14 protein-coding genes are annotated in these 12,826 nt (G+C 68.3%); 10 read left to right on the forward strand and 4 right to left on the reverse strand.

Annotated elements, in window-relative coordinates; genetic code table 11:
- Positions 1 to 160: 160 nt before the first annotated feature.
- The 6 genes from QP165_RS08240 to QP165_RS08265 all read left to right on the forward strand — a co-directional run bounded on the left by QP165_RS08240 (position 161) and on the right by QP165_RS08265 (position 5,019).
- On the forward strand, positions 161 to 1,285 hold the full coding sequence (locus QP165_RS08240) for an 8-amino-7-oxononanoate synthase (protein ID WP_333995075.1): 1,125 nt from the start codon (positions 161 to 163) through the stop codon (positions 1,283 to 1,285).
- Complete coding sequence (bioD, locus tag QP165_RS08245; protein WP_333995078.1) at positions 1,282 to 1,905, forward strand: dethiobiotin synthase; 624 nt, start codon at positions 1,282 to 1,284, stop codon at positions 1,903 to 1,905. Before QP165_RS08240 ends, bioD begins: the two co-directional genes overlap by 4 nt.
- Entirely contained in the window at positions 1,902 to 3,152 is a 1,251-nt protein-coding gene (locus tag QP165_RS08250) for an adenosylmethionine--8-amino-7-oxononanoate transaminase (RefSeq protein WP_333995080.1), read from the forward strand. Before bioD ends, QP165_RS08250 begins: the two co-directional genes overlap by 4 nt.
- A gap of 105 nt (positions 3,153 to 3,257) precedes the next feature.
- Complete coding sequence (locus tag QP165_RS08255; RefSeq protein WP_333995082.1) at positions 3,258 to 4,370, forward strand: glycosyl transferase; 1,113 nt, start codon at positions 3,258 to 3,260, stop codon at positions 4,368 to 4,370.
- Between the two features lie 116 nt (positions 4,371 to 4,486).
- Positions 4,487 to 4,792 carry a hypothetical protein gene (locus tag QP165_RS08260; protein WP_056017143.1) on the forward strand — a complete coding sequence of 102 codons (306 nt, stop codon included), beginning with the start codon at positions 4,487 to 4,489 and terminating at the stop codon, positions 4,790 to 4,792.
- Positions 4,792 to 5,019 (forward strand): hypothetical protein, encoded by a 228-nt coding sequence (locus QP165_RS08265; RefSeq protein WP_333995084.1) that lies wholly within the window; start codon positions 4,792 to 4,794, stop codon positions 5,017 to 5,019. Before QP165_RS08260 ends, QP165_RS08265 begins: the two co-directional genes overlap by 1 nt.
- Before the next feature lie 62 nt (positions 5,020 to 5,081).
- Here the strand turns inward: QP165_RS08265 and QP165_RS08270 are convergent, their stop codons facing one another.
- The 3 genes from QP165_RS08270 to QP165_RS08280 are packed head-to-tail and all read right to left on the reverse strand — an operon-like array spanning position 5,082 to position 6,754.
- Positions 5,082 to 5,579: a DUF427 domain-containing protein gene (locus QP165_RS08270; protein WP_333996983.1), complete on the reverse strand. Its 498-nt coding sequence runs from the start codon at positions 5,577 to 5,579 to the stop codon at positions 5,082 to 5,084.
- A 57-nt stretch (positions 5,580 to 5,636) separates the two neighbouring features.
- Positions 5,637 to 5,879, reverse strand: a complete 243-nt coding sequence (locus QP165_RS08275) for a hypothetical protein (RefSeq protein ID WP_333995087.1) — start codon at positions 5,877 to 5,879, stop codon at positions 5,637 to 5,639.
- Positions 5,879 to 6,754 carry an SDR family oxidoreductase gene (locus QP165_RS08280; RefSeq protein WP_333995089.1) on the reverse strand — a complete coding sequence of 292 codons (876 nt, stop codon included), beginning with the start codon at positions 6,752 to 6,754 and terminating at the stop codon, positions 5,879 to 5,881. The genes QP165_RS08275 and QP165_RS08280 overlap by 1 nt, the downstream gene beginning before the upstream one ends.
- A gap of 112 nt (positions 6,755 to 6,866) precedes the next feature.
- Here QP165_RS08280 and QP165_RS08285 point away from each other — a divergent pair, with 112 nt between their 5' ends.
- A complete protein-coding gene (locus QP165_RS08285) occupies positions 6,867 to 7,796 on the forward strand; it encodes an NAD(P)/FAD-dependent oxidoreductase (RefSeq protein WP_333995091.1) in 930 nt (309 codons plus the stop codon).
- Here QP165_RS08285 and glpK read toward each other — a convergent pair.
- Complete coding sequence (gene glpK / locus QP165_RS08290) at positions 7,793 to 9,286, reverse strand: glycerol kinase GlpK (protein ID WP_333995092.1); 1,494 nt, start codon at positions 9,284 to 9,286, stop codon at positions 7,793 to 7,795. The genes QP165_RS08285 and glpK overlap by 4 nt on opposite strands.
- 118 nt (positions 9,287 to 9,404) lie before the next feature.
- Between glpK and QP165_RS08295 the strand changes: the two genes are divergently transcribed.
- The 3 genes from QP165_RS08295 to QP165_RS08305 are packed head-to-tail and all read left to right on the forward strand — an operon-like array spanning position 9,405 to position 12,807.
- A complete protein-coding gene (locus QP165_RS08295) occupies positions 9,405 to 10,925 on the forward strand; it encodes a glycerol-3-phosphate dehydrogenase (protein WP_333995094.1) in 1,521 nt (506 codons plus the stop codon).
- On the forward strand, positions 10,922 to 11,716 hold the full coding sequence (locus tag QP165_RS08300; protein ID WP_056017164.1) for a DeoR/GlpR family DNA-binding transcription regulator: 795 nt from the start codon (positions 10,922 to 10,924) through the stop codon (positions 11,714 to 11,716). The genes QP165_RS08295 and QP165_RS08300 overlap by 4 nt, the downstream gene beginning before the upstream one ends.
- 44 nt (positions 11,717 to 11,760) lie before the next feature.
- On the forward strand, positions 11,761 to 12,807 hold the full coding sequence (locus tag QP165_RS08305; protein WP_333995098.1) for a LacI family DNA-binding transcriptional regulator: 1,047 nt from the start codon (positions 11,761 to 11,763) through the stop codon (positions 12,805 to 12,807).
- The last annotated feature ends 19 nt before the right edge of the window (positions 12,808 to 12,826 follow it).

Consider the following 12,826-nt stretch of genomic DNA (forward strand, 5'->3'; position numbering starts at 1 on the left):
CCTTCGACCGGAATGGAGAAAACGGGGTTAGCCAAGCCGGTCCCGCTATACCATAGGAGAGAAATACCCCATTCGGCCGAACGATCCCGATCTGACCGACGCGCACGGGTCGGCGCAACCGGGTCGCGCGGCCGGTGCATTGCCGCTAGAGGCTTGCGCGATGTCCGTGTTTGACCCGCATCGCAACGACTTGGCCGCTCTCGACGCGATCGCGCGGCGGCGTGTGCTGATCGAACGACAGGGAAAAGATTTTTCGTCCAACGACTATCTGGCGCTCGGACGGAGCCCCCGGATCGCGGCGGCCGTATCCGACGCGATCGCGCGCGGCGTGCCGATCGGCTCGGGCGGATCGCGGCTGTTGCGCGGCAACGATCCCGAGCACGAGATGCTCGAAGCCGAGGCCGCCGCCTTCTTCGGCGCGGAGACCGCGCTCTATTTTTCAACCGGTTACGCGGCCAACGCCGCGCTGTTCGCGACGCTGCCGCAGCGTGGCGACCTCGTGGTGCACGACGCGCTGATCCATGCGAGCGCGCACGAGGGGATGCGTCTTGGCCGCGGAGACAGCGTCGCGGCCGCGCACAACGACGTCACCGCGTTCGAGGATGCGATCGTCTCGTGGCGGCGCGGCGGCGGACGGGGGCGCCCCTGGATCGCGGTCGAAAGCCTCTACAGCATGGATGGCGATCGTGCGCCGCTCGACGAGCTGGTTGCCGTCGCGCAGCGGCATGACGGCGTCCTGCTGATCGACGAGGCGCATGCGACGGGCGTGTTCGGTGCCGACGGACGCGGGCTGGCGGGCGCATTCGAGGGACGCCCGGACGTCGTCACGCTGCGCACCTGCGGCAAGGCGATGGGGTGCGAGGGCGCGCTGGTATGCGGGCCGGCGGTGGTTCGCGACTTCCTGATCAACCGTGCGCGCGCCTTCATCTTCTCGACCGCACCCTCGCCGCTGATGGCGAGCGCCGCGCGCGAGAGCCTGCGCATCCTCGCCGACGAACCCGACCGTCGCACCGCCCTGCACGCCTTGGTGGCGCATGCGGAACATGTACTCGCCCCGCACGGCGTCGCGCCGACGGGGTCGCAGATCCTGCCGCTCGTCATCGGCGACGATGCGGCGACGATGCGGATCGCGGCCGCGGTGCAGGCCGCGGGGTTCGACATCCGCGGGATCCGCCCGCCGACCGTACCGCAGGGGACGTCACGGCTCCGGATCTCGCTCACGCTCAACGTGACCGAACACGACATCACCGCGCTCGCCGATGCGCTTCAAAAGGCCCGATCATGACCCGTTTCGTCGTCACCGGCACCGATACCGACATCGGCAAGACCGTGTTCGCCGCGGCACTCGCCGGCGCGCTCGGCGCGTCCTACTGGAAGCCCGTCCAGGCCGGCCTCGACGGCGGCAGCGATGCGGCGCGCGTCGCCGCGCTGTCGGGCCTCGCGCGCGGCAAGATCCTCGACGAGGCCTATCGGTTGGAGACGCCGTGCTCGCCCGATCGCGCCGCAACGCTCGACGGCGTGACGATCGACGTCGACCGGCTGGTCCCGCCGGCGGTGCCGGGTCCGCTGGTGATCGAGGGCGCGGGCGGCGTGATGGTGCCGCTGACCGAGACGGTCGTCTTTGCCGACCTGTTCGCGCTCTGGCGCCTTCCCGTCGTACTGGTCGCACGCACGACGCTCGGCACGATCAACCACAGCCTCCTGTCGATCGAGGCGCTGCGGCGCAGGGACGTGCCGATCCTGGGGGTCGCGTTCATCGGCGATCCGGTTCCGCACAGCGAAGAGGCGATCATGCGGCTTGGCGGCGTCAAGCGACTGGGGCGATTGCCCATTCTTCCAACGCTCGACGCGGCATCGCTGCGCGCGGCGTTCGCGGCGGGCTTCGCGATCGAGGATTTCGCATGACGTCGCCGATCTGGCACCCCTTCACGCAGCACGGGCTTGGCGACCCGATTCCGCAGATCGCGCGGACCGAAGGCGCAGCGCTCTACACGAGCGACGGGCGGCGGATCGTCGATGCGATCTCGTCCTGGTGGGTGACCACGCATGGCCATCGCCATCCGCGGATCATCGCTGCGATCGCCGACGAGGCGGGGCGGATGGACCAGATCATCTTCGCGGGCTGGACGCATGAACCCGCCGAGACGCTGGCGCGCGGGCTGATCGACATCATGCCGCCCGCCCTGCAGCATGTCTTCTTCTCCGATTCGGGCTCGACCGCGGTCGAGGTCGCGCTGAAGATGGCGCTCGGCTTCTGGCGCAACCGGGGCGAGCCGCGCGACCGGATCCTGGTGCTCGAGCACAGCTATCACGGCGATACGATCGGCACGATGTCGGTCGGCGAGCGCGGCGTCTACAACCGCGCCTATGCGCCGTTGCTGTTCGACGTCGACACGATCCCCTTTCCGCATCCCGGTTGCGAGCAGGCAAGTCTCGACGCGCTGGAGGCGGCGTGCCGGGCCGCCCCTGCCGCATTCATCGTCGAGCCGCTGGTGCTCGGCGCGGGCGGCATGCTGATCTATCCCCCGCACGTCCTCGCCGGGATACGCGCGATCTGCGCGCGCCACCGCGTGCTGTTCATCGCCGACGAGGTGATGACCGGCTGGGGTCGCACCGGAACCCTGCTGGCGTGCGAGCAGGCGGACATCGTCCCCGACATCCTGTGCCTGTCCAAAGGCTTGACCGGTGGCGCGGTGCCGCTTGCCGTGACGATGGCGACCGCCGAGATCTTCGACGCGCATCTGTCCGACGACCGCGCGCGGATGTTCTTCCATTCGTCGAGCTATACCGCGAACCCGATCGCGTGCGCCGCTGCCAACGCGAACCTGGCGATCTGGCGCGACGAGCCGGTGTATGACCGGATCGCCCTTCTGGGCAGACGCCAGGCGGCCCGTCTCGACCGGCTCTCGGGGGTGCGCGGCGTGACCAATCCGCGTCGCATCGGTACGATCACGGCGGTCGACCTGCAGGTCGGGGATGGTGGGTACCTCTCCGACCTCGGTCCACGACTGTCCCGGTTCTTCGTGAGCCGCGACCTGCTGCTCCGCCCGCTCGGCAACACGGTGTACGTCATGCCACCCTATTGCATCGACGAGGCCGACCTCGACGCGATCTACGGTGCGATCGAAGAGGCATGCGCGACCTTGCTCTAGCGATCGCGCCGGCATAGCGTCGATCCGCGGTCCATTTCACTCGACCGTCATCGACCATGCCGAATTAAGCGCGATTTCAGCCTGCCAAGCGGGTATCGATCGGCGATGCAGCAGCCAATAACCTTCTATGTCGGCCATCAGGGCCGGGGGCATGCCAATCGCGCGATGGCGATCATCGGTGCGTTGCCCGCGGAACGCGCCGTCACGATCCTGACGGCTCGCCCCGCGCTATTCGACGGGTTTGCGCGCGACGTCGCGATCACGGCATTGCCCGACGAGGCTGACGCGGCCTACAGTCCCCCACCCCTGCTCGCCGCCCAGCCGACGCCGGAGATCATGCACCGCGCGCCGCTCGGCGACGCAGCGATCAGGCGATCGATGCGGACGATCCTCAAGCATCTCGACACGGTCGACCCCGCGCTCTTCGTGATCGACGTCTCCGCGGAGATCGCGCTGCTCGCGCGGATCGCGAGCGTGCCTGCGATCGGTATCCGGATGCACGGAAACCGCGGCGATCCGGCACATCTGGCGGGGTATCAGGCGTGCGTCGGGCTGCTCGCTCCGTTCGACGAAGCGCTCGAGCAACGCGATACGCCAGACTGGATCCGCGCCAGGACCTGTTACACGGGTGGACTCTGCACGACGCATGACATCGTGCCGACCAAGGCCGAGGCGCGCATCCGGCTTGGCCTCGACCCCCACCGCGAGATCGTCGTGGTGCTGACCGGCGGCGGCGGCGCGGGCACGCCCTATGCGCCGTTGACGATGGCCGCACGCGCACTCCCCGACACGCAGTGGCTGGTGCTCGGCCCCGTCCAGCGCGAGGGGCACGAAACCGATTTCGGCAATCTCGACATGCGGGGATGGGTTTACGGCATCACCGACTACCTCGCCGCGGCAGACGTCGTCGTCGCCTCCGCAGGCGACACGATCGTCCACGAGATTGCGCGCGTGGGACGCCCCTATGTGTGCGCACCCGAATGGCGCTATTTCGACGAACAGGTTCGCAAGGCCGAACGACTGGCCGAACTCGGCGCGGCTATCGCGCTGTTCAACTGGCCGGGCGCATCGACGCCGTGGCGCGGGCTGCTCGACACGGCCAAGGCGCTTGCCCCCGAAGCGCTGACCATGTTGCAGGCAGACGCGGCTGCCGCCGCCGCCGCGCGCTATCTCGAGGGGATGGCCGTCGCTCTCTGGGCGCGCCCGACAACGGGATGATGCCACGGCCCGACGCGCCGCCGTCGCCGTCACAGGCGAAACGACGCTGCGCGATGGCACCGACGCGAAGCTCGATGGTTCTGTCCCTGAGCCATGTCGGCTGAAGGGTAAGCAGCATGAAACTGACCGGGAAATTCGATACGCGACGCGAAGCCGAGATGACCGTCGAGCGACTGGTCCAGCAGTTCGACATCGATCGCGGCAAGATCGTCGTTGCCGCCGATGGCGACGAGAACACGGCCGGCGTCGAGGAAGCGGGATCCGACAACGAGGCGGGACAGCCCAGCCCCGAGGCGCGTGACGATGCGGAACTGAACGGCAAGGTCGTTGTCACCGTCGAGGTCGCCGACGACGCAGCCGCCAGCGAGGTACGCGAGGCGTTCGCCGAGTTCGATGCATCCGAACGGTCGGGACAGGCATGATGGCCGACACCGCGACGCTGGCGCGTCAACGCGAGATCGCCACCGAGCATCTGCTGTTCAAGATGATGGAATTCGTCGAGGATCGTCATAGAGGACTGCTCGATTTCCTCGAGCAGAGCCTCGACCATCTCGGCGATCCGGCGATTGACGGCACGAAGGACGATGAGGCGGTCCGCACGATCGCGCGCAAGATGATCACCGGTGCGCGCAAGCAGGGCGTCAACTGATAACACGATACGCGCCGGGCCCCTCCGCGGGTGCCCGGCGCGGTCGGTGAGCGCGCCGATACCTACCAGAACCTGCTGCCAGGGACTCCCTTGAACGGGCCTGCCAGATCGCTCGTGATCCACCCGCCGTAAAATTCGCCTGCTTGCGGCACGACGTGTTCGTCGTCGACAAGACACGCATCGAACGGCGCGGCATAAAAGGCGAGATGATCGCGCAACATGGCAAAGGGCGCGGTGGGCGCGGGATAGCTCCAGGCGACATCGTGCAGGACTTCGCCATCGATCGTAACGTCATGATAGACCGCGTGCCCCTTCCACTCGCAGAATGACCCGCGTCGCGACGGTCGCACCGCATCCGCGAGAATGTCGGCTGGCGGGATATAGTAGCTGGGGGGATGGCTCGTCTCGAGCGTGCGGACCGCCGCGCGCGTGTCGACCAGGACGATCCCGAGATGGACGATCCTGATCCGACGCGGCGTGGGACATGCGATCGCGGGGCGCGGATAAGCCCAGACACTCTCCTGTCCCGGCAACGGGGCATCGGGGGTCGGACGGATCATCGCCATCGGGCCACCATCATGTCGTCCTTCGCCGTCACACCCATCGCCTGTCCTGTCTTATCGCTCCGCATCGCCCGTCTCGCGCAAGTCGGGAAAGCCATAGGCCGACGGTATGTCGTCGAAGGTTCCCCGCGCGAAGATCGCGGTATCGCCTTCCACGACCTCCATCCTCGCCCAGCTATCCCACCCGATATGCACGAAATCGGGCGGTCCGAACACGCGGACCGCCCGAAGATATTCGTCGCCGCGAAACCCGACATAATGCAGCATCGGCCGGCGGGTTCGCGCGACGGCCCGCATCATAGCATCGGCATGCCACCCGTGACCGGGATCAACGCCCCCGACATGTAGCTCCCCTCGTCGGAGGCGAGGAGGACATAGGCGGGCGCGAGTTCGCCGGGCTGGCCCGCGCGACCCAGCGGGGTGTTCTGGCCAAGCGTCTCGAGTTCGTCCGCGCCCTTGGCGATCGGCTGGATCGGCGTCCATACGGGCCCCGGCGCGACGCAGTTGACGCGGATGCCCTTGGGCGCGAGCAGGTTGGACAGGCCGATCGTCAGGCTGGCGATCGCGCCTTTCGTGGTCGCATAGACGATCATGTTCTCGGTCGCGACCTTGGCCTGCACGCTCGTGGAGTTCACGATCGCACTCCCCGGCTTCATGTGCGGTACCGCGGCCTTGCTCAACCGGATCATCGCATAGACGTTCGCGGCGAAGGCGGCCTGCATCTCGTCGTCGTCGATATCGTCGAGCCCCGTGTTCACCGTCTGTGCGGCGGCGTTGTTGACGAGGATGTCGATGCCGCCAAGTTCGGCGACGGTCCGCTCGACCAGTACCGCGCAATGCGCGCGATCACGGATGTCCCCGGGCAGTTGAAGGCACCGGCGCCCCGCCTTCTCGACCCAGGCGCGCGTTTCGTCCGCATCCGCCTGTTCCTCGGCAAGATACGAGATCGCGACGTCCGCCCCTTCGCGCGCATAGGCGATCGCGACCGCACGACCGATCCCCGAATCCCCGCCCGTGATCAGCGCGACGCGGCCCTTCAGCGCCCCCTTGCCGACATAGCTTTCCTCCCCATGATCGGGCTTCGTCCGCATCGCGGTCTCGAGCCCCGGGCTTGGCTGTTGCGGTTCGTCGGGAAACCGCGTGGGCTGGCTGGTGCGGGGATCTTCGGTCATGGCAATGTCCTGTGTTGGCTTGCGACACGAACGGTCGGACGCCTATCGAGTGCCCGGATAACAAGCGGATGCAGCAGATTTCTGCAGGCCGTTGCGGTACAGGGATAATCGGATGCGCATCGGGATCATTGGCGCCGGCATGGCCGGACTCTCCTGCGCGACGGCGCTGACGGCGTGCGGTCATGAGGTCGTGCTGTTCGACAAGGGGCGCGGCCCCGGCGGCCGTATGTCGACCCGCCGCCTCGCGACGCCGCTGGGCGAAACCGCGTTCGATCACGGCGCACAGTATTTCACGGCGCGCGATGCGCGGTTCGTCAAGGCCGTCGACGACTGGTCGAATGCGGGTCACGTGGCGCGCTGGCCTGTGGCGGGCGACGATGCGTGGGTCGGCACGCCCGCGATGAACGCGCCCGTCCGCGCCATGGCCGCGGTGCTCGATGTCCGCTGGGCCACGCGGATCGACCGGATCGCATACGCTGGCGAGGCCTGGCATTTTCACGGCGACGGCGTAACGGACACGCCGTTCGACGCGGCGGTCATCGCGATACCCGCCGAGCAGGTGCCGGCGCTGACCGAAGCCGAGGCGCCGTCGATCGCCGCGCTGGCGCGCGCGACGCCGTCCGATCCGTGCTGGACGGTGATGGTCGCCTATGACGCGCGCGTGCCGATCGGATCCGATCGCATTGTCGATCGCGGACCGCTGGCATCGGCGCTGCGCAACGGCGCGAAACCCGGACGAACCGGACCCGAAGCGTGGGTCCTGCAGGCCAGTGCGGACTGGTCGCGGTCCCATCTGGAGGACGAGCCGGCCATGGTCGAGGCAGCGATGCTCGCGGCGTTCGCCGACACCGTAGGAGCGGACATGCCCGCGGTCGTCACGACCAGCGCCCACCGCTGGCGCTACGCCAAGTCCGGCGCACAGCAGCGCGGGGCCGTGTGGCTCGCGGATCGCCGGCTGGGCGCATGCGGCGACTGGTTGCTGGCCTCGCGCGTCGAGGCGGCGTGGCTTTCGGGCCGCATGCTGGCCGACCTCATCGCCTAGGCTGGCGGGGCGAGCGTCCGGCGGATTGCATCGCGCCAGCCCGCGACGAGCGGCGCACGGGTTTCGTCGTCCATAACGGGCTCGAAACAGCGTTCGCGCGACCACAGCCCCTTCAGCATATCGAGTCCCGACCAGACATTGGTCGCGAGCCCCGCATGGAACGCCGCGCCGCGCGCGGTCGTCTCGAGATCGCCCGGGCGCTCCACCGGCGTCGCGATCATGTTGGCGAGGAACGCGCACAGCCAGTCGTTCGCGGCCATTCCGCCATCGACGCGCAGGATCGCCGGGCGCCCCCCGCCATCCGCCGACATCGCCTCGACCAGGTCCATCGTCTGATAGGCAACCGATTCGAGCGCGGCGCGGGCGAGATGCGCGCCGGTCGCCCCCAGCGTCAGCCCGAAGATCGCACCGCGCGCATCGGGCTCCCAATAGGGCGCGCCAAGGCCGACGAACGCCGGCACCATGTACACGCCGTGGCTGTCTGGCACCTGCGTCGCGAGGTCGTCGGTCTGGCTGGCATGCGTGATCACGCCGAGCCCGTCGCGCAGCCATTTCACCGCCGCGCCCGCAACGAAGATCGAACCCTCCAGCGCATAGGTGGTCCGGCCATCGAGACGATAGGCGGGCGTGGTCAGCAGGCGGTGGCGCGAGGTGATCGCCTCGCTTCCGGTATTGAGTAGCAGGAAACAGCCCGTGCCATAGGTCGACTTGGCCATGCCCGGGTCGAAACACGCCTGGCCGAACAACGCCGCCTGCTGGTCGCCCGCCATGCCCGCTATCGGGATCGGCGCGCCGAACAGCGCGGTATCGGTCGTCCCGAAGAGATGCGCATTGTCGTGGACGACGGGCAGGATCGCCATCGGCACGCGCAGCAGTTCGCACAGGTCCGCGTCCCAGCGGTGGCGGTGAATATCGAACAGCATCGTCCTGCTCGCATTGGTGACGTCGGTGGCATGCACCGCGCCACCGGTGAGCCGCCACAGCAGGAAGCTGTCGATTGTCCCGAATGCGAGTTCGCCGCGCTCGGCGCGCGCGCGTGCGCCCGGGACGGTATCGAGCAGCCAGGCGACCTTGGTCGCGGAGAAATACGGATCAAGCAGCAATCCGGTACGGTCGCGGATCAACTCCTCCACCCCGTCCGCCTTGAGCCGGCGGCACGCCTCGACACCGCGCCGGTCCTGCCAGACGATCGCGTTGTGAATCGGCGCGCCCGTCGCGCGGTCCCAGATCACCGCGGTCTCGCGCTGGTTCGTGATCCCGATCGCCGCGATCCCGCTTGCGCCGACACCGCTCGAGTCGATCGCGCTGCGCGCGGTTGCAAGGACGTCGCGCCAGATGTCCTCGGGATCATGCTCGACCCATCCGGGAGCAGGATAATGCTGCGCGAATTCGGCCTGCGCGATCGCAACGCGCCGCGCCTGATCGTCGAAGACGATGCTGCGTGTCGACGTGGTCCCCTGATCGACGACCAGAATATGCGACTTGGCCACGCGCCTCTCCTTGTTTCGTTTATACCCGTCCGTCGTTTTCGTTCGAACGTCAATGCTTTCGGTTTTATCGATACACAGCTATAGACGGTGCTACGCTGGAGATTGGGAACGCGGCAAGATGGTGGCGGACGCAGAGACGACGGTCGACCTGCTCATCGTGGGCGGCGGCATCAACGGTGCGGGGATCGCGCGGGACGCCGCGGGGCGCGGCCTGTCGGTGATGCTCGTCGAACAGGATGATCTGGCCAGCCATACCTCGTCCGCGTCGACCAAACTGATCCATGGCGGGCTGCGCTATCTCGAATATGGCGAGTTCCGGCTGGTGCGCGAGGCGTTGATCGAACGCGAGCGGCTTCTCGCCATGGCGCCGCACATCATCTGGCCGCTGGCCTTCGTGCTCCCGCAGACCCAGTCGCCGCGACCCGCCTGGATGGTCCGCCTCGGCCTTTTCCTCTACGACCATCTCGGGGGGCGCGACCGGTTGCCGGGCACGCGCACCGTCGCGCTGGACCGGTCCCCGTTCGGCGACGGGCTTGCGCAGCGCGGCGGCAAGGCGTTCGTCTATGCCGACTGCTGGGTCGAGGACAGCCGGCTTGTCGTGCTGAACGCGATCGATGCGGCAGAGCATGGCGCGATCATCGCGACCCGGACGCGGCTGGTGGACGCGCGGCGGGCGGACGGTGGCTGGATCGCGACGATCGAGCCCCGTGACGGTGCGCCCCGCACGGTCCGGGCCCGTGCGCTGGTCAATGCCGCAGGGCCCTGGGTCGCCGACGTGATCGGTCGCGTCGCAGGGGCGCGGGCGGATCGCGGCGTCCGGCTCGTGAAGGGCAGCCATATCGTCGTCCCCAAGCTGTATGAGGGCGATCACGCGTTCATGCTGCAGAATGCCGATCGGCGGATCGTCTTCGCCATCCCCTATGAAGGCCGGTTCACTTTGGTCGGAACGACCGACGAGCCATGGACCGACGCCCCCGCCAAGGCTGCGATCGGGGCGGAGGAGACACGGTATCTGCTCGACACGATCGATCGCTATTTCGCGCGCCGCACCACCGAGGCGGACATCGCATGGAGCTATGCCGGGATCCGGCCGCTCTACGACGACAAGGCCGCCAACGCCTCCGCGGTGACTCGCGATTATGTCCTCGACCTCGACACGGGCGCCGAGGGCGAGGAGCTCGCGCCGCTGCTGAGCATTTTCGGCGGCAAGATCACGACCTATCGCAAGCTCGCCGAGCACGCGATGCGCGACCTCGCTCCGCTGCTCGGTGTCGCGGAAAAGCCGTGGACGGCGGGCGCCGTGCTGCCGGGCGGCGACATCGCCGATGCCGATTTCGAGCGCTTCCTCGAGACGGTTCAGCATGCCTATCCGGCCCTACCCCAGACGATGCTGCGACGGCTGGCGCGCGCCTATGGAACGCGGGTCCGGATCCTGCTCGGCAAGGCCGCGCAGGTCGACGATCTCGGCACCGCCTTCGGTGGCGACCTGTATCAGGCTGAAATCGACTATCTCGTCGCGCACGAATGGGCGCGAACCGCGGAAGACATACTCTACCGGCGCAGCAAGCTTGGCCTGCACGTTCCCGCCGGAACCGCCGACCGGGTCGCCGCCTATCTGAAACCCGGGACGCCCGCATGATCGCTGTCGGATCCGCCGACGTGGTGGCGGAGCGGCATGCGGCAATTCTGGCGATCGCACGCCACACCGGCAGCGTCACCGTCGACAGCCTGGCCGAGACGCTGTCGGTCACGCCGCAGACGATCCGCAAGGACCTGAACCTGCTCGCGCGGCGCTCGATGCTGGCGCGCGTCCATGGGGGCGCGGTGGTGACGTCGGGCATCGACAACCTCGCCTATGACGAACGACGGACGGTGGCCGCCGCAGCGAAGGCGAGCATTGGCGCCGCCGCCGCCGCGCTCGTCCCCAACGGCGCCAGTCTGTTCATCAACATCGGTTCGACGACCGAAGCGATCGCGCGGCATCTGATCGATCACCGCGACCTGATGGTGATCACCAACAACCTCAACGTCGTCGACATCCTGCGCGGTCATCCGACGATCGAGGTCATCGTCGCGGGCGGGCGCGTCCGGGCCGGCGACCGGGCGATCGTCGGCGCGCTCGCGATGGACTGCATCCGCGCGTTCAAGGTCGACTTCGCCCTGATCGGCGCGTCGGCGATCGAGCCCGATGGCAGCTTCCTCGACTTCGACCTCGACGAGGTGCGCGTGTCGCAGACGATCATCCGGCAGGCGCGCCAGGTCTTGCTGGCGCTCGACTGCTCAAAGCTCGACCGCCCTGCCCCGGTCCGGATCGGCGGGATGGCGGACATCGACTTCCTCGTCACCGACCGCGCCGACCCCAGGCTCGCCGGCGCGTGCCGCGATGCGGGGGTGGCGCTGGTCGAGACGCTGCATGGCGGGCTGCGCTGACAATCGCTATTCCCCGATCCGCCGGCGCTGCGTAGGCAAGCGCGATGGCCGACAAGTCCTCCGCGCCGAAGCCGCAGCGCCCGACCATCCGCGACGTGTCGCGGCTGGCAGGCGTATCGTTCAAGACCGTCTCGCGCGTCATCAACAACCAGCCTTATGTCAGCGCCGACAAACGGGACCGTGTCCGCACGGTGATGGCCGAGATCGGGTTCCAGCCAAGCCAGGCGGCGCGCGCGCTGGCCGGGCACCGCTCGCACCAGATCGCGCTGATCTGCGACAATCCGAACCCATGGTACGTGTTCGAAGTCCAGGCGGGCGTCCGCGAGCGCTGCGAGCGCGAAGGCGTACGCATGATCGCCCAGCCCTATGACCGGGCGTCGCCGACGCTGTTCGACGACATCGTCGCGCTGATCGACCAGGCGCACCCCGACGGGCTGGTACTCACGCCGCCAGCCTGCGACGACCGGCAGGTCATGGACGAGCTGGCACGGCGCCGGATCCCGTTCGTCCGGTTGCAGCCCGGCGCGGCCATCGCCGGCGTGCCCGGCAGCGCGATCGACAACGAGGCGGCGGCCTATGACATGACCGCGTACCTCATCGGGCTAAGTCATGTCCGGATCGGGTTCGTCGTCGGCGAGCGCAGCTATGCGACCTCGGGCCAGCGGCTTGCCGGCTATCGGCGGGCACTGGCCGAGGCAGCTATTCCGGACGATCCCGCCTGCGTGCGGCAGGGCGCGTTCGATTTCGGCTCGGGCAAGGCGGCAGCGGACGCGTTGCTCGATCTGCCCGACCCTCCGACCGCCATTTTCGCGGCGAGTGACGACATGGCGGCAGGGGTGCTGGTCGCGGCGCATCGTCGCGGGATCGCGGTGCCGGCCAAGCTGTCGGTCGCCGGATTCGACGATGCGCCGCTCGCGCAGCTGGTCTGGCCGCCGCTGACGACGATCCACCAGCCCGTTAGGCGCCTCGCGGTGGAGGCGACGGATCTCCTGTTCGGCGAGGCCAAGGGAGTGCGCTGTCTCGCACATGCCCTCGTCGTCCGCGAGTCGACCAGTCCGCCCCCCGGCTTGACGGATTCGACCGCAACGTGACACCGCTGCCTCAAGAAAA

This window comes from Sphingomonas sp. 22R3R2A-7, from assembly GCF_036856055.1.
Classification (GTDB): Bacteria; Pseudomonadota; Alphaproteobacteria; order Sphingomonadales; family Sphingomonadaceae; genus Sphingomonas.